General features: G+C 54.5%; 20 protein-coding genes and 1 pseudogene. 14 read left to right on the plus strand and 7 right to left on the minus strand.

Features of this window, described 5'->3' with window-relative positions; all coding sequences use genetic code 11:
- Positions 1-419: 419 nt before the first annotated feature.
- Positions 420-2,354 carry a protein kinase YeaG gene (gene yeaG / locus K5I40_RS08025; RefSeq protein WP_039029022.1) on the plus strand — a complete coding sequence of 645 codons (1,935 nt, stop codon included), beginning with the start codon at positions 420-422 and terminating at the stop codon, positions 2,352-2,354.
- Between the two features lie 122 nt (positions 2,355-2,476).
- Positions 2,477-3,760 carry a YeaH/YhbH family protein gene (locus tag K5I40_RS08030; protein ID WP_223074274.1) on the plus strand — a complete coding sequence of 428 codons (1,284 nt, stop codon included), beginning with the start codon at positions 2,477-2,479 and terminating at the stop codon, positions 3,758-3,760.
- Between the two features lie 47 nt (positions 3,761-3,807).
- Here the strand turns inward: K5I40_RS08030 and K5I40_RS08035 are convergent, their stop codons facing one another.
- Together K5I40_RS08035 and K5I40_RS08040 are read right to left on the minus strand one after the other, a co-directional pair.
- Positions 3,808-5,838, minus strand: a complete 2,031-nt coding sequence (locus K5I40_RS08035) for a TonB-dependent copper receptor (RefSeq protein WP_223074275.1) — start codon at positions 5,836-5,838, stop codon at positions 3,808-3,810.
- 242 nt (positions 5,839-6,080) lie between these two features.
- A complete protein-coding gene (locus tag K5I40_RS08040) occupies positions 6,081-6,977 on the minus strand; it encodes a diguanylate cyclase (protein ID WP_223074276.1) in 897 nt (298 codons plus the stop codon).
- Between the two features lie 310 nt (positions 6,978-7,287).
- On the opposite strand from K5I40_RS08040, the gene K5I40_RS08045 reads away from it, so the two are divergent.
- Positions 7,288-7,734 (plus strand): DUF441 domain-containing protein, encoded by a 447-nt coding sequence (locus K5I40_RS08045; RefSeq protein WP_039029019.1) that lies wholly within the window; start codon positions 7,288-7,290, stop codon positions 7,732-7,734.
- Here the strand turns inward: K5I40_RS08045 and K5I40_RS08050 are convergent.
- Positions 7,718-8,508, minus strand: a pseudogene (locus K5I40_RS08050) (AraC family transcriptional regulator). The gene K5I40_RS08045 and the pseudogene K5I40_RS08050 overlap by 17 nt on opposite strands.
- Positions 8,509-8,604: 96 nt before the next feature.
- Here K5I40_RS08050 and K5I40_RS08055 point away from each other — a divergent pair.
- On the plus strand, positions 8,605-9,792 hold the full coding sequence (locus tag K5I40_RS08055) for a CynX/NimT family MFS transporter (protein ID WP_223074277.1): 1,188 nt from the start codon (positions 8,605-8,607) through the stop codon (positions 9,790-9,792).
- A 7-nt stretch (positions 9,793-9,799) separates the two neighbouring features.
- Here the strand turns inward: K5I40_RS08055 and K5I40_RS08060 are convergent, their stop codons facing one another.
- The gene (locus K5I40_RS08060; RefSeq protein ID WP_223074278.1) at positions 9,800-10,510 is read right to left on the minus strand and encodes a CTP synthase; all 711 of its coding nucleotides are present in this window, start codon (positions 10,508-10,510) and stop codon (positions 9,800-9,802) included.
- 100 nt (positions 10,511-10,610) lie between these two features.
- Between K5I40_RS08060 and K5I40_RS08065 the strand changes: the two genes are divergently transcribed.
- On the plus strand, positions 10,611-10,955 hold the full coding sequence (locus K5I40_RS08065; protein ID WP_138368748.1) for a DUF488 domain-containing protein: 345 nt from the start codon (positions 10,611-10,613) through the stop codon (positions 10,953-10,955).
- A gap of 1 nt (position 10,956) precedes the next feature.
- Here the strand turns inward: K5I40_RS08065 and K5I40_RS08070 are convergent, their stop codons facing one another.
- Complete coding sequence (locus tag K5I40_RS08070; protein ID WP_039029014.1) at positions 10,957-11,262, minus strand: hypothetical protein; 306 nt, start codon at positions 11,260-11,262, stop codon at positions 10,957-10,959.
- Between the two features lie 352 nt (positions 11,263-11,614).
- Here K5I40_RS08070 and K5I40_RS08075 point away from each other — a divergent pair, with 352 nt between their 5' ends.
- The 3 genes from K5I40_RS08075 to yoaJ are packed head-to-tail and all read left to right on the plus strand — an operon-like array spanning position 11,615 to position 12,861.
- Positions 11,615-12,643, plus strand: a complete 1,029-nt coding sequence (locus K5I40_RS08075) for a sensor domain-containing diguanylate cyclase (RefSeq protein ID WP_223074279.1) — start codon at positions 11,615-11,617, stop codon at positions 12,641-12,643.
- Positions 12,644-12,687: 44 nt separating this feature from the next.
- Positions 12,688-12,786: a YoaK family small membrane protein gene (locus K5I40_RS08080; protein WP_032617670.1), complete on the plus strand. Its 99-nt coding sequence runs from the start codon at positions 12,688-12,690 to the stop codon at positions 12,784-12,786.
- Positions 12,787-12,861, plus strand: coding sequence for a protein YoaJ (yoaJ, locus tag K5I40_RS24105; RefSeq protein WP_073885218.1), 75 nt, complete (start codon positions 12,787-12,789; stop codon positions 12,859-12,861).
- Between the two features lie 49 nt (positions 12,862-12,910).
- Here yoaJ and K5I40_RS08085 read toward each other — a convergent pair whose 3' ends face one another.
- Entirely contained in the window at positions 12,911-13,159 is a 249-nt protein-coding gene (locus K5I40_RS08085; RefSeq protein ID WP_032617669.1) for a GlsB/YeaQ/YmgE family stress response membrane protein, read from the minus strand.
- Between the two features lie 363 nt (positions 13,160-13,522).
- On the opposite strand from K5I40_RS08085, the gene yncL reads away from it, so the two are divergent.
- Entirely contained in the window at positions 13,523-13,615 is a 93-nt protein-coding gene (yncL, locus tag K5I40_RS24110; protein ID WP_071886459.1) for a stress response membrane protein YncL, read from the plus strand.
- A 544-nt stretch (positions 13,616-14,159) separates the two neighbouring features.
- Positions 14,160-14,672 carry a hypothetical protein gene (locus tag K5I40_RS08095; RefSeq protein ID WP_223074280.1) on the plus strand — a complete coding sequence of 171 codons (513 nt, stop codon included), beginning with the start codon at positions 14,160-14,162 and terminating at the stop codon, positions 14,670-14,672.
- 88 nt (positions 14,673-14,760) lie between these two features.
- Here the strand turns inward: K5I40_RS08095 and icd are convergent, their stop codons facing one another.
- Positions 14,761-16,011 (minus strand): NADP-dependent isocitrate dehydrogenase, encoded by a 1,251-nt coding sequence (gene icd / locus K5I40_RS08100; protein ID WP_223074281.1) that lies wholly within the window; start codon positions 16,009-16,011, stop codon positions 14,761-14,763.
- 117 nt (positions 16,012-16,128) lie between these two features.
- Here icd and rluE point away from each other — a divergent pair, with 117 nt between their 5' ends.
- Genes rluE through hflD form a run of 4 tightly spaced genes read left to right on the plus strand, consistent with a single transcriptional unit; the run spans position 16,129 to position 19,074 of the window.
- Positions 16,129-16,800, plus strand: coding sequence for a 23S rRNA pseudouridine(2457) synthase RluE (rluE, locus tag K5I40_RS08105; RefSeq protein ID WP_039029010.1), 672 nt, complete (start codon positions 16,129-16,131; stop codon positions 16,798-16,800).
- Positions 16,793-17,266, plus strand: a complete 474-nt coding sequence (locus K5I40_RS08110) for an NUDIX hydrolase (RefSeq protein ID WP_223074282.1) — start codon at positions 16,793-16,795, stop codon at positions 17,264-17,266. The genes rluE and K5I40_RS08110 overlap by 8 nt, the downstream gene beginning before the upstream one ends.
- 41 nt (positions 17,267-17,307) lie before the next feature.
- Positions 17,308-18,417, plus strand: a complete 1,110-nt coding sequence (mnmA, locus tag K5I40_RS08115; RefSeq protein ID WP_138368696.1) for a tRNA 2-thiouridine(34) synthase MnmA — start codon at positions 17,308-17,310, stop codon at positions 18,415-18,417.
- 27 nt (positions 18,418-18,444) lie between these two features.
- Positions 18,445-19,074 (plus strand): high frequency lysogenization protein HflD, encoded by a 630-nt coding sequence (gene hflD / locus K5I40_RS08120; protein WP_223074283.1) that lies wholly within the window; start codon positions 18,445-18,447, stop codon positions 19,072-19,074.
- Positions 19,075-19,090: the final 16 nt, after the last annotated feature.

Raw genomic sequence — 19,090 nt, forward strand, 5'->3', positions numbered from 1 at the left:
GTAGTCAAATAATCAGCGGGTGAAGTGTAACCGTCATTCCCCCTTTTGCTCAAAATTTTTTGTCTGCTAATCAATTCGATTAACCGATTATTGTGCGTGCGGCAGATGACGAAACGCTGTCACCCGGATTACCGTTCAGTGAAGGAAGTGTGTTTGGCGTTAAAGATTTGGCTGAATTTCTGGATGAGTTATTGATATGTCATTGAAATTAGTTTTGGCATACATGCAAGTTTTGCAAATGCCATCTACGCTTAATTTTAAGAAGCTGAATACCCGATCACCCCGCAGTTTCGGCCGCCCGACCTGGCACACGGGTTGCTGCTCTGGCAGTGAGGTGCAACGGATCCTGCTTCCGGGAGCCTCTACTATTCATATGAACGGCTCTTTTCCTGTGCTAAAAAACGAAAGGACGGCATGCCATGAATATATTCGATCACTATCGCCAGCGCTATGAAGCTGCCAAGGACGAAGAGTTCACACTGCAGGAGTTTCTTACCATCTGCCGGCAAGATCGCAGTGCTTATGCCAATGCGGCGGAACGACTATTGATGGCTATCGGTGAGCCTAATATGGTTGATACCGCCCAGGAGCCACGGCTTTCCCGTCTGTTTTCGAATCGGGTCGTCGCCCGATATCCTGCGTTTGAAGAATTTTACGGCATGGAAGATGCCATCGAGCAGATTGTTTCCTATCTGAAGCATGCTGCTCAGGGTCTGGAAGAGAAGAAACAGATCCTCTATCTGCTGGGTCCCGTCGGCGGCGGTAAATCGTCCCTGGCCGAGCGGCTGAAATCGTTGATGCAGCGCGTACCGATTTACGTACTTAGCGCCAACGGCGAACGCAGCCCGGTTAACGACCATCCGCTGTGCCTGTTTAACCCGCAGGAAGATGCGCAGATTCTGGATAAAGAGTACGGCATTCCCCGCCGCTATCTCGGCACCATCATGTCGCCGTGGGCAGCGAAACGCCTGAACGAATTTGGCGGGGATATCACCAAATTCCGCGTGGTGAAGGTGTGGCCATCCATTCTGGAGCAGATTGCGATTGCCAAAACCGAACCGGGTGATGAGAACAACCAGGACATCTCGGCGCTGGTGGGTAAAGTGGACATCCGTAAACTGGAAAACCACGCCCAGAACGATCCTGACGCCTACGGCTATTCCGGTGCGCTGTGCCGCGCCAACCAGGGGATTATGGAGTTCGTCGAGATGTTCAAAGCGCCTATCAAGGTGCTGCATCCGCTGCTGACGGCAACCCAGGAAGGGAACTACAACGGGACGGAAGGTATCTCCGCCCTGCCGTTTAACGGCATTATCCTGGCGCACTCCAACGAATCGGAATGGGTCACCTTCCGCAATAACAAAAACAACGAGGCCTTCCTTGACCGTGTTTACATCGTCAAAGTGCCTTACTGCCTGCGGATCTCCGAAGAGATCAAGATTTACGAAAAACTGCTGAACCACAGTGAGCTGGTTCATGCGCCGTGCGCCCCGGGAACCCTGGAAACGCTGTCGCGCTTCTCGATCCTGTCGCGCCTGAAAGAGCCAGAAAACTCAAGCATCTACTCGAAGATGCGCGTGTACGACGGTGAAAGCCTGAAAGATACCGACCCGAAAGCGAAATCCTACCAGGAGTATCGCGATTACGCCGGTGTCGATGAGGGGATGAACGGTCTCTCCACGCGCTTCGCGTTCAAAATCCTCTCCCGCGTGTTCAACTTTGACCACGCCGAAGTGGCCGCCAACCCGGTGCATCTGTTCTACGTGCTGGAGCAGCAGATTGAGCGTGAACAGTTCCCGCAAGAGCAGGCTGAACGTTATCTGGAGTTCCTGAAAGGTTATCTGATCCCGAAATACGCCGAGTTTATCGGCAAAGAGATCCAGACCGCCTATCTTGAATCTTACTCTGAGTACGGGCAGAACATTTTTGACCGCTATGTCACCTACGCCGATTTCTGGATCCAGGATCAAGAGTACCGCGACCCGGATACCGGCCAGCTGTTTGACCGCGAGTCACTGAATGCGGAACTGGAAAAAATCGAGAAGCCTGCCGGGATCAGTAACCCGAAAGACTTCCGTAATGAGATCGTCAACTTCGTGCTGCGCGCCAGAGCGAACTTCAGCGGACGCAATCCGAACTGGACCAGCTACGAAAAACTGCGCACCGTTATTGAGAAGAAAATGTTCTCCAATACCGAGGAGCTGTTGCCGGTCATTTCGTTTAATGCCAAAACCTCTACCGACGAGCAGAAAAAACACGACGATTTTGTGGATCGCATGATGGAGAAAGGCTACACCCGCAAACAGGTTCGCCTGCTCTGCGAATGGTACCTGCGCGTGCGTAAATCGTCTTAACACTAAGCCCGGTGGCGCTGCCGCTTACCGGGCCTACAACTATGTTCCGCAGGCCGGATAAGCGTTAACGCCATCCGGCACTTGCGGACAATGCAAGTTGGCAAATGCAGTACGGGGGGCATATGACCTGGTTTATTGACCGGCGTCTTAACGGCAAAAACAAGAGCACGGTGAATCGCCAGCGCTTCTTGCGTCGTTATAAATCGCAAATCAAACAGTCGATCTCCGAGGCCATTAACAAGCGTTCGGTGACCGACGTAGACAGCGGGGAGTCCGTCTCTATCCCGACGGACGACATTAGCGAACCGATGTTCCATCAGGGACGCGGCGGTTTGCGCCATCGCGTTCATCCGGGTAATGACCATTTTGTCCAGAACGACCGTATCGAGCGTCCTCAGGGCGGCGGCGGTGGCGGCGGGAGTGGTCAGGGCCAGGCCAGCCAGGACGGTGAAGGACAGGACGAATTTGTCTTCCAGATCTCCAAAGATGAGTACCTGGATCTGCTGTTTGAAGATCTGGCCCTGCCAAATCTGAAGAAAAACCAGCATCGTCAGTTGAACGAATATAAAACGCACCGGGCCGGTTTCACCGCTAACGGCGTTCCGGCCAACATCAGCGTGGTGCGTTCACTGCAGAACTCACTGGCGCGCCGTACCGCCATGACGGCGGGCAAGAAGCGTGAACTGCGCGAGCTGGAAGCCACCCTGGATAGCGTGGCAAACAGCGAACCCGCGCAACTGCTGGAAGAGGAGCGTTTACGCAAAGAGATCGCCGAACTGCGCGCCAAAATCGAGCGCGTGCCCTTTATCGACACCTTTGACCTGCGTTACAAGAACTATGAAAAACGTGCCGAGCCTTCAAGCCAGGCGGTGATGTTCTGCCTGATGGACGTCTCGGGCTCGATGGATCAGGCCACCAAGGACATGGCGAAGCGCTTTTATATTCTGCTCTATCTGTTCCTGAGCCGAACCTATAAGAACGTGGAGGTAGTCTATATTCGCCACCACACCCAGGCCAAAGAGGTGGATGAGCACGAGTTCTTCTACTCCCAGGAGACCGGCGGGACGATTGTTTCCAGCGCCCTGAAGCTGATGGATGAAGTGGTGAAAGAGCGTTACGACCCGGCGCAGTGGAACATCTATGCCGCGCAGGCGTCGGATGGTGATAACTGGGCAGACGATTCGCCGCTGTGTCATGAAATTCTGGCGAAAAAACTGCTGCCCGTGGTGCGTTACTACAGCTATATCGAGATCACCCGCCGCGCCCACCAGACGCTATGGCGTGAGTATGAACATCTGCAAACCACGTTTGATAACTTCGCGATGCAGCACATTCGCGACCAGGAAGATATCTATCCGGTATTCAGAGAGCTGTTCCACAAGCAATCTGCCACCAGCAACAGTTAACGCCACCGCCGGTCACTGACCGGCGGTTTTACGTTGGCTGTCACGCCTCAGAACGTGACGTTCATCTTCGCCCACACCGTGCGGCCTGGCTCATTCACTGGCGTGTCGGAGGAGTAACCAAAGCTACTGTTCCCCGCCAGGTTCAGGTGTTCGCTGTAGTTCTTGTCCAGCAGGTTATCGACGCCGGTACTGAGCTTCAGGAACTTATTCACCTTGTACGCGGCGTTGGCGGAGAGGATGGCGAACCCGGCGCTCTGATCGAAATCTTTCCCGACCACGTTACCTTCGTTCATTGCCACCCGATGCTGTGGGCTGACCATGCGCAGCAGCCCGGTTGAGCTCAGATCGCCCTTCTCCCACGTCAGGCCAAGACGCGCCTCCAGCGGCGGCATCTGCGGCAGCGGCTGGTGATCGTCGGTGTTCTGGCCCCAGGAGTAGTTCAGGGTCGCGTCGGTTTTCCATTGATCGCTCAGCTGATACGACGCGCCCATCTCACCGCCCATAATGGTGGCATCGGCGTTGTCGGCCTGGCTGACGTGGGAGTCGTCCGGATCGTAGATAAACAGGATGTAGTCGTTGATGCGCCCGACATAGGCGGAGATCCACCCGGTAGTGCGCTCGCCTTTATACTGGGCTCCGATATCAAGCTGGGTGGTTTGCTCTGGCTTCAGGTTATCAAACACGTCCGAGGTGCCGTCCGGACCATAGGTGGGCGAGAACAGCTCCCAGTAATCCGGGAAGCGTTCGGTATACCCCAGCCCGGCGTAAAACATCGCCGGCATAGTGCCCAGATTGTGCTCCACGCGCAGGAAGCCCGCCGGGAGCGTATCTTCCCGGCTGTCGCTGCCGATGCCGGTGTAGTTATCCACTTCGACTTTATCCAGACGCGCGCCGCCGATCACTTTACTCAGATCGGTCGCATTCCACGTCAGCTCGCTGAAGGCACCGTAATCGTGAAAACGCGCGTCCTCCTGCCAGCCTTTATTCTCGTCTTCTTCATAGCTGCGATGGGTGTTGGTTTGCATATCCAGCCCGCTTTGCAGCTGGAAATCTGACCACAGCCAGGTGCCCATCATTCTGCCGCCGACGGTGCGGCGATCGACCTGTTTCTCCATCGGCATCGACATATTCATCGACCCCATTGGCATCCCGTTCATGGAGCCGGAGTCCGGAGAACGCATGGAGTAGTTGTCCATGATGTGGTTGGCGTAATTGTAGTAGACGCTCATATCCAGCGAGTCGAAGACCTCGCCGATATTCTCTTTCTTAAAGCGCAGGCCCAGGCTTTCGCGTTTGAACTGAGAGCCGTCCATACCGCGACCGGCATAGCTGGCATCGCCGTTACCCTGCCCGGCGGTCAGTTCCAGCAGCGTATCGGCGTCCGGCGTCCAGCCAACCGCCAGATCGGAGTTCCACTTGTCCCACTTCGACGCCACGCGATCGCCGTTGCCGTCTTTGTAGTCGCCCGATTTCGATTTATTGCCGTTGAGGCGAACATAGCCGGTGTCGTTACCGAAGCTGACGTCGGCGTACTCGTCGAAGCGATCGTTAGAGGCGGCGAGGAAGCTGGCGTCACCCTTGATGCCTGCGCTGTCAAAGCGCGGCGGTTCGCGATCAAAACGTACCGTCCCGGCAGAGTTACCTGGCCCCCAGAGCACCGTTTCCGGCCCTTTGGTGACCGTCAGCAGATCGTAGCTTTCAGGCGAAATGTACGAGCTGGGGGCATCCATTCGTGCCGGGCAGGCACCGAGCATCTCGCTGTCGTTAGTCAGCAGGCGCAGGCGGGAGCCAAACATGCCGCGAAATACGGGATCGCCATTGCTGCCGCCGTTACGGATCTGGCTAAAGCCGGGGATGGTTTTGAGGTAGTCCGAGCCGTCGCTGGCCGGGACCGGCTGGCGTGGCGTTTTTGGCGATGTCACCACTTCCAGAGGAGATAGCACCGGTGCCGTCACGGTGATCACATCCTGATCGTCTACCGGCGCCGTGCGGCTATTCTCTGCCGCCAGGCTGGTGCCGGAGATAGCGATCAGCAGCCCCACGGCCAGCGGATGGGGGGTAAATTTTACTTTTTTCATTTCTGTGCCTGAGCTAAGGATGGCGTGGTGTACCGCTGCAAACCGAATCCTTTCGCTACCGAAAGCGCTTAACGAGCAGGCACATAAACTGGAGTAAAATTTTGCCGAAGGGTAAGCGCCATAACAACACCGGGTGAAGAGAATAAGAGGTACAGAAAAGAGTTGAAAAAATTAATACTGCCATTACATGCTGAACGAGCGCACAAATAAACAGGCCAGTTAATTAATAACTGGCCTGTTCGTTAATCGCAATACTTCTGGGTTTGCAGTTCCCTGTTAATTAAATGGGTGCAATTACGCCCGCTTTTTTTGCCGGTATATAACGCAATATCTGCTCGCTCGAGCACTTCCCTGAGCGTCTCCTCCTGATGAATACGTGTTAAGCCGCCGGTAAAAGTAATGCGAATAATATGCTCTCCGGCGAAAGTTTCCAGACGAGCAATATCACGACGAAGCCGTTCGGCGATGGTAACCGCTTCCCGGTCGTTGGTGGCATGCAGAACAACAATAAACTCTTCGCCACCGTAGCGATACATTGACTCAGAGCGGCGAATATTATTGCTGATATTCATCGCCAGCGAACGCAGGACAATATCCCCGTTAAGATGACCGTAATTATCATTCACTTTTTTAAAGTGATCGATATCCAGTAATAGCAGGTATAGCCCCTCGGCACCCAGCTCTTTATTCATGCTGCAGAACGACTCATCAAGAATGCGTCGCAGCGGCAGACCGGTCAGGGCATCGTAGCTGGTACGCAGCTGCAGCAGATGTACTTTATAAGTGGTCAGGGCATCGGTAAAAGCCAGCAACGATTGTTCGAAAAGATCGAAATCTTCACTTTTTTGCCGCCGATGCTCAATGGCGATAATCAGACTCCGACAGGTTTGATGCACGCATATATGCTTTTTGTTAATATCCAGTAAAAAGTTTGTGTCTTCCCGCTCCTCCAGTAAGCGAGTATTTAACCAGTGTCCAAACTCGCAATGCAGGTGGGCATCGTCACTACATATTTCGGGTATATCGACATCACCGCTATCAATAAAGCGCAATAACTTTACCAACCACTTAAAGTGCGCATCCGTTGACTGGTTCAGCCCGCGAACGGTTTCATCAATCTCTTTGAATTTCCGGTTCATTGGACCTCGCAATTAACAAATTAATAACGAAAAAGATCATATCAAATTAAATCTCAATATTTGTAAGGGCATTTAAAGATTATATAGCCCGCTACTAATAAAGATACGAAATGAATGTTTCCAAATATCTGTAAATAACCTTCTGTAGTAGAAAGGGCTATCGTCAACGAAACGGGTTCCTGCCGCGCTGCCCGGCCCCTTTCAGGCAATCGCCCAAATCAATACTTTTTTTTCACATAACCCTTTTTACAGGCGTGCGAGGGCGTAAAGTAAGCAGGCTTACTTTTTTATTTTTGGCAAGGAATACAACATGTTTGACCCTACCCTGCTCATTCTTCTGGCTCTGGCCGCGCTGGGCTTCGTCAGCCATAACACCACGGTGGCGATCTCGATTCTGGTGCTGATCATTGTCCGGGTGACGCCGCTTAACACCTTTTTCCCGTGGATTGAAAAACAGGGGCTGACCATCGGGATTATCATCCTCACCATCGGCGTGATGGCACCCATTGCCAGCGGCACCTTACCGGCTTCGACGCTGATCCACGCCTTTATGAACTGGAAATCGCTTATCGCCATTGCCGTAGGGGTATTTGTCTCCTGGCTCGGCGGGCGCGGCGTCACGCTGATGAGCTCACAGCCTACGCTGGTGGCCGGACTACTGGTAGGTACGGTACTGGGCGTGGCGCTGTTTCGCGGCGTCCCGGTCGGGCCGCTTATTGCCGCCGGGCTGGTGTCGCTGTTTATCGGAAAGTCGTAGCGAGGCTGGCGATATACCGGGCCGGGGTTTGTCCCAGCCCTTTTTTGAACATGGTGATAAACGCCGTGGTGGAGTCATAACCCAGATGATGCGCCACCTGCTGCACCGACTGCCCGCTAATCAGCCCCTGCAGGGCGACAATCAGCTGAAGCTGATGCCGCCAGCGGCGAAAACTGAGCCCGGTTTCGCTGACCACCAGCCGGGCGAGGTTGCGCTCGCTCATCGCAAAATGGCGCGCCACTGGTGCAGCGTCTGCCATTCGGCAGGCGTTTGCGCCATGGTGTCGCTCATCAGGCGAATTTTGGGGTGCGTGGATACCGGGAGCTGCAGATGCTCCTGGGGCTGGCGGGGCAGTTCATCAAACAGCACCTCCACCAGCCGCCGGGTCGCCGGCTCCTGCACGTCCGGGCTGCGCTCGGCCAGGGTGAGGATCAGCTCCCGCACCAGGGGGGAAATTTTTAGCGTGCAGCAGCGATCCGGCAGCGACACGGCGTCGGGTTCGATAAATAAAAAGCAGAGTCGGGCGCTGGGTGTCGCCTTGTTACTGTGCGGTAGCTGGCCGGGGATCCAGACGGCAAACTGCGGCGGCACCATCCACATGGCATTTTCCACTTCGCAGGTGATGGCCCCATGCAGGGCCAGAATGAGCTGTCCTTTGCGGTGCTGGTGGCGCGGGATGCGCTGCTCGTCTGCCACCACGCGCACATGAAACGCCACCGCCGGGTCGTGCTGGCTGTCGGGATCGTATCCCTCAAGGCCGAGGCCAAACATAATTTTGTCCGATATTAGCGATAATCTGTCATTTTAGCCTGATTTCAGCCAGCGTGAAAATGCGTATCCTGTAGGCTCATTTCGACGTAAGAGATACTCATGACCCTTGCCCTTTCTGCCACCGGTAAACAGCGAGCGCTGTTGATCGCCGGAATTTTGCTGATTGCCACCTCGCTGCGGGTGACCTTTACCGGGGCCGCGCCGCTGCTTGACGCTATTCGCGCCGATTACGCCCTGACCACCGCCCAGACCGGGCTGCTCACCACCCTGCCCCTGCTGGCCTTTGCCCTGATCTCCCCGCTGGCGGCGGGTCTCGCCCGGCGTATCGGGATGGAGCGCAGCCTGTTTATCGCCCTGTTGCTGATTATTGCCGGGATTGCCCTGCGTTCGTTGCCCTCAGCGGCGCTGCTGTTTGGCGGCACCGCCGTCATTGGCTGCGGCATTGCGCTGGGCAACGTGCTGCTGCCGGGGCTTATCAAACGCGATTTTCCCGGCCAGGTGGCAAAACTGACCGGGGCGTACTCCCTGACCATGGGGGCCGCCGCTGCGCTGGGCTCGGCGCTGGTGGTGCCCGTCGCCCTGAGCGGCGCGGGCTGGCACGGGGCATTGTTGATGCTGATGGCGTTTCCTTTGCTGGCGCTGTTGCTGTGGCTGCCGCAGTGGCGTCAGCGCCCCGCCGGTTCCCTGAGCGGCGCCCGCGCGCTGCAAAACCGGGGGATCTGGCGCTCTGCGCTCGCCTGGCAGGTGACGCTGTTTCTGGGGATCAACTCGCTGATTTACTATGTGATTATCGGCTGGCTTCCGGCGATCCTGCAGAGTCATGGCTACAGCGAAACCGAGGCGGGCTCCCTGCACGGGCTGTTACAGCTGGCGACCGCCGCGCCGGGAATTGTGGTGCCGTTAATTCTGCTTCGCCTGAAGGATCAGCGCGGTGTCGCCGGGCTGGCGGCAATGATGTGCGCGGTGAGCGCGGCCGGGCTGTGGTTTATGCCGGATATGGCGGTGATGTGGACGCTAATATTTGGCTTTGGCTCCGGTGCCACCATGATCCTCGGCCTGACCTTTATCGGCCTGCGTGCCAGCTCGGCTCATCAGGCGGCGGCGCTTTCCGGGATGGCGCAGTCGGTCGGTTATCTGCTTGCCGCCTGTGGTCCACCGTTAATGGGTAAAATCCATGATGCCAATGGCGACTGGCGGATCCCACTGCTTGCCTGCGCGCTGGTGTCAGTCATCATGGCGGTGTGCGGTATGCTTGCCGGGCGTGACCGGGTGATCACACCGGGCTAAGTTGTCTTCAGTAATTCTGCGCCGCGCGAAGCAGAGCCCGCACCAGCGGCGCAGGACGCCCGGCAAGGGCGGCGCGCTCGTGCTGGAACAGCGTCGCCACGAAGAACGAATGCGTTACCAGCTCAACGGCGCGGATCTCGCCCTGCGCGTCCCAGCCGGTGACGCGCATATCGCCTTTATCCAGCGCCTGCGCGAACTCAGGCGATACGCCGTAGTTGCAGTGATAGCCCTCCTCGATCTCTTCCTGGCCATAGGCTTTAGCGATCAGGGTGTTGGCGCGCAGTTCGATGGTATCGGCGACCTCCACCAGCGAGCAGGTCAGCGGGGCAATCACCATCCGGCCTTCGGTATCGGTTTCCGCGTGGGCGGCATCTTCCCAGCCCAGCACGTTACGCGCGTATTCAATGAGCGCATGCTGGAATCCACCGCAGGTGCCCAGAAACGGCACGCTGTTTTCACGGGCATAGCGCGCGGCAATGAACGCGGCTTCGGTATTTTTATACGGACTTGCAGGAACCAGCCACAGAGCATCGTAGCCGACCAGGTCTTCCGGGCTGGTTAATTCGGTGGTCGCCAGCCAGTCGTAGTCGGCGGTAATGTCCAGCACCGCAGCGGCATCGTCAATGGCCAGAGGGATCGCCTGGTGAGCCAGCACGTCATGATTGTAGTCGCCGACCAGTGCAATTCGGAGGGTATCTTTTACCGGAGAGAGTTCCATAGAGTGATCCTTATGCCAGATAAATATCAGATAACATAAGGCGCGTCAGACTACCGATCTTTCGTTGTTATCACAACACCTTAAATTGAGGGGCAAGAGAATGATTCATTGCAAACGTCTTTATGACGAGGCCAGCCAGGGGGATGGTTACCGGATCCTGGTGGATCGGCTCTGGCCGCGGGGTATGAAAAAAGAGACGCTGGCGTGTGATGAGTGGTGTAAGACGCTGGCACCGTCAAATGAACTGCGCAAGGCATTTCACAGCGAGACGATCGACTTTGCCAGCTTCAGCGAAGCCTATCGTCAGGAGCTGGCATTACATGAGGATGAGGGACGGCGCATTGCCCGCCTGGCGGACAAGCAGACCGTGACGCTGCTCTACGGCGCAAAAGATCCGCAGCAGAATCACGCGCGGGTGTTAGCCGCCTGGCTGCGCGAGCTGTAAGTCAGTCCAGCATCAGGGCGTCGAGGGTTTCCGGCGCCTCTTCAGGCGTGAGCGGCATCAGGTATTCCGGGCGCACAAACGCAAAGCCGTGTTGATTATCCACCGACCAGACATCCCCGGTCACCAGCCACAGGGGGCGCTGTGCAGATGGCGGCAGCTCTGTCATCACGCCGTTGACCGGATTTAAAAACCGCTCTCCCGGATGGCAAAGGCTGAACAGCTCAACGGATTTGCCAATATTGCGACGCCCTGCTGGCGTGCGGGCACCAATAATCATCGCCAGGCTGCCCGGATTTAACTGAAACATGCTTCCTCGTGTCTGAATATTGTATATAAGAATTTTCTTAGTGCGGATTTTATCTCAGCCAAAAGGCTCTGTCACCAGGGTGAACAGGTGAATTTTTCTCCATGATTTCTTCATTATGCCGACATGTTTCATCGCTATAGTGAGGTTGTTCTCGCCTTGACCAGAGAACATCATTCCGTAATCAAGATGTTACTTTCCCCGGCCCTGCGCCGGGGCTTTTTTCCTGCCAGAATTTGTCGTTCCTCGCCTGAATATATGAAATGTTTTCAATTCATGTTTTACTATCCGCCGTCGAATCTTTCAGCAAAACAGTCAGGTACAGAGGTCATCTGTAGGGGAGTTGAGCAGCGTCATGTCGGATATTATTCTTGCCCGTGTTTCAGAAACGCTCAGCACTGAGCAATCACTTGAAAGCCTGGTGCGTCAGCTGCTCGAAATGCTGGAGGTGGTGACGGATATGGAGTCCACCTACCTTACTAAAATTGATATCAACGCCCGTCTGCAGCACATTCTCTACGCCAGAAACAGCAAGCAGATGCACATTCCGGAAGGGCTAAGCGTTCCCTGGGACGAGACGCTGTGTAAACGGGCGATCGATTCCGACTGCTTCTACAGCGATAGCGTTCCCGAACGTTTTGCCGACTGCGACGCCGCAAAAGCGCTGGGTATTACCACCTATATGAGCATTCCCATTCATCTGACCGATGGTTCGCTCTACGGCACCCTGTGCGCCACCAGCACCCGCAAACAGGAGTTGAGCGAACGCGGTGAGCATGTCTTAAAGCTCTTCGCCGGACTCATCACCCAGTACATTGAGAAAGAGTCGCTGGTGAATCAGCTGCGTGAAGCGAACGCCGCCCTGATTGCGTACTCCTATACCGATGCCCTTACCGGGCTGCCTAACCGCCGCGCCATTTTTGACAATCTCACCACCCTCTTTTCGCTGGCGCGCCATCTGAACCGTAACGCCATCATCGCGTACATCGATCTGGATGATTTTAAGCTCATCAACGATCGCTTTGGTCACGAGGCGGGCGACCGCTTTCTGGTTGAGGTGGGTAAACGGCTGAACGACGGACGCGACGACGATGATATCGTCGGCAGGCTGGGCGGGGATGAATTCCTGGTGGCCTGTCTGAGTCAGAACCGCGACACCGGGGAGCAGATCCCATTAACGGTAATGAAAACGCAGCTGAGCGCGCAGATTGCCGGTGAATACTGGCTCGGGGATGTGCATATCGTTTATCCGGGCGCAAGTATTGGCGTGATTGAGGTGGATCCGGCCCAACTGGATGCCGACAGCGCCCTGCGGGCAGCCGATGCGGCCATGTACAGCGATAAAAAAGGGAAAATAAAAACGCCCTTTCTCAATATCGATTAACCCCGTACACTCAACGGGTTTCGCATTTCAGGACAGGTGATAGCATGCGGCTTGGTATTCTGTTCCCGATCGTAATCTTTATTACGGCGGTGATTTTTTTAACGTGGTTTTTTGTCGGCGGCTACGCTGCGCCCGGAGGATAAATGAGAAAAACGACGATTATTATGCTGATTGTCGCCATTGTGGCCGTTGCCGGTAGCCAGCTAGGCTGGTGGTAAATCGCGTAAAAAGACCGCCCAATTGGCGGTCTTTTTTTGCAATGTCGGGTTAGCTTCTTACCTTACGGTAAATGAACAGCACAACCAGCGCGCCAATTACCGCGACCATAAAGCTGCCGAAGTTAAAGCCATCGACTCTGCCGAAACCGAAGAGGGTACTGATCCAGCCGCCGACCACGGCACCGATGATCCCCAGAATGACCGTAACGATGAATCCACCGCCATCTTTGCCCGGCATGATCCACTTAGCCAGAATACCCGCGATAAGCCCAAAGATAATCCAGGATATGATTCCCATAACTGCTTTCCTCTCTGTATGGTTTTTGTCGTCAAATCAAGTACACAGAAAGCTTAGCACAGGATTCAGAAATGCAAGTTTGTGATTACCATCACGCGAAAAAATTAAGAATTAGTCGGCAAACCTGTGTTCCGCACAAAAATTGGGGTTGCAATCGTTAATGAGAAACATTATCTTTCTCAACACTGAATAGTTGAGCAAAACACTCAGGTATTCAGTACGACATTGCTCACATTGCTTCCAGTATTTCTTGCCCACTTTATGTGGGCTTTTTTTTGTCCTTCATTCTGCCATTTGACGTTCTGGATTTTGCTATTACGCTTATTAACACAATCCCAGAACAGCCTTAATGGTATTGATAACATGAATGTTTCCAGCAGATTCGTGATTTGTATTAACCTTGTTTGTGCCAGTTCGTTGTTACTGATACTCTCTGACAAATTTAACTGGTTTTAATGTGAGCAGACCCGGCATCCCGCCGGGTTTCATCTTTTAATCATCCCCTTCGATGAAGAACCCTGCCCGACGTATCGCCTCTTTGCTGTCCGTGACGCCTGCAGCGTACCCTGCCTCGATATCGCATACCGGGCTCGCGCTGACGTAAGGGAGCTTTACTTCCGTCGCGAGAAGCTATTTCAGGCGGGTATTTTCCTGACGCAGTGAGAGCAGTTCTGTGGCAAGCTCTGCTGCGGTTATTTTGGAAAGATCGCCTGCAGCGACCCGACGAACCTCATCCTCATCGATCATCGTTTCCTCCTATGAGGTGATTGATACCTCAACTTTTACACCTTTCGCCTTCGTTTGTTGTAACTGATGGGTCATGCCTGCCCCAAAGGTGCCATCCGTCCGCTGCTCAGCAGTAATGCTACGCAATCACCATAAACCTTTATTTTAATTCTAATTAATTTTGCTTTTGATCAAAGTTAATAACGTTACACTCATTTCCAGCCTACCTGGAATTAGCTAATCTGGATGCCCCTTTATCCTGTCGGTTCGACAAATGATCAAAAAATTTGTTTTTAGTATTTTGCTGTCTGCAGCCATACAACTGCCTGCAAATGCAGCGGATAACAATGACCAGAATCAACCTGGTAGTCGTCTTGAAAATGGTGTTGAAATTTTTGCTATTAACTGTAGTGGAATGCCTCAGGAAACTACGATTGATATAGATGAATGTCAGGGAAAAAAAATCAGTCAGCTTGAATGGGTTTTAAACAAATATCAATCCACTACAGTCGAACGCATTTCGAGCGAAAATAAGGACAATGCTGCTCATAAGAAGAGGCTGGAAGCGGCTTATAATGAAGAAGCTCAAGCTTGGTCTGCTTTAGTTAACGCTGCCTCTAAGTCCGTAGAAGTTGACTACGAAGGCGGTACGATCAGCACTTCGCTATCCAATGAACGCAGCATTCGTCTGTTAGAGCTACAGATACATGATATGTGGCAAACCTGGTTAACCTATATGGACTCATCGCCAGCACTTTTACTTGAGCCAAAATTCGAAACAGAATAATAAGCGATTCAAATAATTACTTTGATAACCGCCAAAATAAAGAACGGGAGCCTTTCGGCTCCCGTTCTTGTATAACCCGGAAACAGGATTACATGTTTTCGATGATCGCGTCACCAAACTCTGAACATTTCAGCAGGTTAGCGCCTTCCATCAGACGTTCGAAGTCGTAGGTCACGGTCTTGTTGTTGATCGCGCCTTCCATACCTTTAACGATCAGGTCTGCGGCTTCGAACCACTCCATGTGACGGAGCATCATTTCTGCGGACAGGATGATAGAACCTGGGTTCACTTTGTCCTGGCCCGCGTACTTAGGTGCAGTACCGTGGGTCGCTTCGAACAGCGCGCACTCGTCGCCGATATTCGCGCCTGGTGCGATACCGATACCGCCAACCTGCGCCGCCAGGGCGTCAGAGATGTAGTCACCGTTCAGGTTCATACAGGCAATAACGTCGTACTCAGCCGGACGCAGCAGGATCTGCTGCAGGAACGCATCGGCGATCACATCTTTAATGATGATCTCTTTGCCGGTGTTCGGGTTCTTGATCTTCTGCCATGGGCCGCCGTCGATCAGTTCACCACCGAACTCTTCCGCCGCCAACTGGTAACCCCAGTCTTTGAACGAGCCTTCGGTGAACTTCATGATGTTGCCTTTGTGAACGATGGTCACAGAGTCACGGTCATTGGTGATTGCGTATTCGATCGCTGCACGAACCAGGCGCTTGGTCCCTTCTTCGGAGCACGGCTTGATGCCGATACCGCAATGTTCAGGGAAGCGAATTTTCTTCACGCCCATCTCTTCGCGCAGGAACTTAATTACTTTCTCTGCTTCTGCGGAGTCCGCTTTCCACTCGATACCTGCATAGATATCTTCGGAGTTCTCACGGAAGATAACCATGTCGGTCAGTTCAGGGTGTTTAACCGGGCTTGGCGTACCCTGGTAGTAACGTACCGGGCGCAGACAAACGTACAGGTCGAGTTCCTGACGCAGAGCAACGTTCAGGGAGCGAATACCGCCACCGACTGGCGTAGTCAGCGGGCCTTTGATGGCAACGCGGTAGTCACGGATCAGGTCAAGAGTTTCAGTTGGCAGCCAGACGTCCTGGCCGTAAACGTGGGTAGATTTTTCACCGGTGTAAATTTCCATCCAGGAAATTTTACGCTCGCCTTTATAGGCTTTCTCAACAGCGGCATCCACCACTTTCAGCATCGCTGGGGTTACGTCAACACCGATACCGTCACCTTCGATGAACGGGATAATCGGATTGTGTGGGACGTTCAGCTTACCGTCTTGCAGGGTGATCTTTTTACCTTCCGCCGGAACAACTACTTTGCTTTCCATTAACCTCTCCTTCGAGCGCTTCTGGTTGTTACTGATCTTATGTTAATAATTTGTAATGAGCCCATCGATAGTACCTGAATGTCTGGCGCCATGAAAGGCATTCGTTATTAGGCTATAATGCGGCAATTGATAACGTCTGAAAATACCATGCAGAAAACTTCTTTTAGAAATCACCGGGTTGAACGATTCAGCAAACGACAAGCGTCCAGACCGCGCAAGCAAAGCGCGCCGACACGCGTTATTTTGTTCAATAAACCTTACGATGTCCTGCCGCAGTTTACCGACGAAGCCGGACGCAGCACCTTGAAAGACTACATCCCTGTCCAGGGAGTCTATGCCGCAGGCCGGCTCGATCGCGACAGCGAAGGGCTGATGGTGCTCACCAATGATGGTGAACTGCAGGCCAGGCTGACCCAGCCCGGTAAGCGCACCGGCAAAATCTACTATGTGCAGGTTGAAGGCGTGCCGGACGAAGCAGCGCTGGCGGCGTTGCGTCACGGGGTGACGCTCAACGACGGTCCTACCCTGCCCGCAGGTATTGAGCTGGTCAATGAGCCAGAGTGGCTCTGGCCGCGCAACCCACCGATCCGCGAGCGTAAATCCATTCCCGTTTCGTGGATCAAAGTGACCCTTTATGAAGGCCGTAACCGCCAGGTGCGTCGCATGACGGCCCATGTCGGCCATCCGACATTGCGCCTTATCCGCTACGCCATGGGCAGTTATACGCTGGATAGCCTCGCCAACGGTGACTGGCGGGACGTAACTCAACAAGGAGAGCCTCATGTTTAAACCGCACGTCACGGTGGCGACCATTGTGCACGCCCAGGGCAAATTTTTAGTGGTGGAAGAGAGCATCAACGGCAAGGCGCTGTGGAACCAGCCTGCGGGCCATCTTGAAGCCGACGAGACGCTGGTTCAGGCAGCTGAGCGCGAGCTGTGGGAAGAGACCGGCATTCAGGCTAAGCCCCAGCATTTCATCCGTTTGCATCAGTGGATTGCCCCGGACAAAACGCCGTTTATCCGTTTTCTGTTCGCCATCGAGCTTAGCGAAACGTGCGCCACTGAGCCCCATGACAGCGACATCGACCGCTGCCTGTGGGTGGATGCCGACACCATTCTCAACGCGACAAATCTGCGCTCGCCGCTGGTTGCGGAGAGTATTCGCAGCTACCTCTCCGGCCAGCGTCTGCCGCTGGAGACCATCGGGGAATTTAACTGGCCGTTTACAGAGGGTGTCAATGCCGGGGGCGCGTGATAGAATACGCCGCCTTGAAGTTCAATGTCGTGAGTATTCCAATGTCTGAAAGCCAAAAAAAAGTGATCGTCGGCATGTCCGGCGGCGTCGATTCTTCCGTCTCTGCCTGGCTGTTGCTGCAACAGGGCTATAAGGTTGAAGGCCTGTTCATGAAGAACTGGGAAGAGGACGATGGCGAGGAATACTGTACGGCTGCTGCGGATCTGGCTGATGCCCAGGCGGTCTGCGACAAGCTTGGCATTGAACTGCACACCGTCAACTTTGCCGCAGAGTACTGGGATAACGTCTTCGAGCATTTCCTGGAAGAGTACAAAGCCGGCCGCACGCCGAACCCGGATATTCTGTGCAACAAAGAGATCAAATTTAAAGCCTTCCTCGAGTTCGCCGCTGAAGATCTGGGTGCTGACTACATCGCCACCGGCCACTACGTGCGCCGCGCCGATGTCGACGGCAAAAGCCAGCTGCTGCGCGGTCTCGACGGCAACAAAGATCAGAGCTACTTCCTCTATACCCTCGGCCACGAACAGATTGCCCAAAGCCTGTTCCCGGTGGGCGAGCTGGAAAAACCGGAAGTGCGTAAAATCGCCGAAGAGCTGGATCTGATCACCGCGAAGAAAAAAGACTCCACCGGTATCTGCTTTATCGGTGAGCGCAAATTCCGTGAATTCCTTGGCCGCTACCTCCCTGCCCAGCCGGGTAAAATCATCAGCGTGGATGGCGATACCATCGGCGAGCACCAGGGTCTGATGTATCACACCCTCGGCCAGCGTAAGGGCCTGGGTATCGGCGGTATCAAAGAGGGTAGCGAAGATCCGTGGTACGTCGTCGATAAAGACGTCGAAAACAATATTCTGATTGTGGCGCAGGGTCATGACCATCCGCGTCTGATGTCCGTCGGCCTGATTGCCCAACAGCTGCACTGGGTCGACCGCGAGCCGCTGAAAGGCACGCTGCGCTGCACGGTGAAAACCCGCTACCGCCAGACCGATATTCCCTGCACCGTGACCGCGCTGGACGACGAACGCATTGAAGTGCGTTTCGACGAGCCGGTTGCCGCCGTGACCCCGGGTCAGTCTGCCGTCTTTTACAGCGGCGAGATCTGCCTTGGCGGCGGCATCATCGAACAACGCCTGCCGCTGACCGCGGTTTAATGCGATAACACACAGAAAGGAGCAAGTGTGGCGAAGAACGTTTATGACATCACCCTGGCGCTGGCGGGAATTTGCCAGTCAGCCCGTCTGGTGCAACAGCTGGCGCATCAGGGTCACTGCGATGCTGACGCGCTGCACGTTTCGCTCAACAGCGTTGTGGATCTGAACCCCAGTTCAACCCTCGGCGTGTTTGGTGGTAGCGAAGCGAATCTTCGCCTCGGTCTGGAAACCTTGCTCGGTGTATTAAATGCCAGCAGCCGTCAAGGGCTGAACGCTGAACTGACGCGTTATACCCTCAGCATGATGGTGCTCGAGCGCAAGCTGCATGCCGCCAAAGGGGCGATGGACACCCTCGGTGACCGCATTAGCGGCCTGCAGCGCCAGCTCGACCATTTCGAGCTGCAATCCGATACGTTACTCAGCGCCATGGCGGGCATTTATGTGGATGTCATCAGTCCACTGGGGCCACGTATCCAGGTCACCGGCTCCCCTGCCGTGCTGCAAAGCCCACAGGTGCAGGCCAAAGTGCGCGCCTCCCTGCTGGCAGGTATTCGTGCCGCTGTGCTGTGGCATCAGGTCGGCGGTGGCCGCCTGCAGTTAATGTTTTATCGTAATCGCCTGACGACTCAGGCAAAACAAATTCTTGCTCATTGTTAACCTCCCGGAGTTGCGA

The organism is Leclercia sp. LTM14 (assembly GCF_023736175.1).
Lineage (GTDB): Bacteria > Pseudomonadota > Gammaproteobacteria > Enterobacterales > Enterobacteriaceae > Enterobacter > Enterobacter barmai.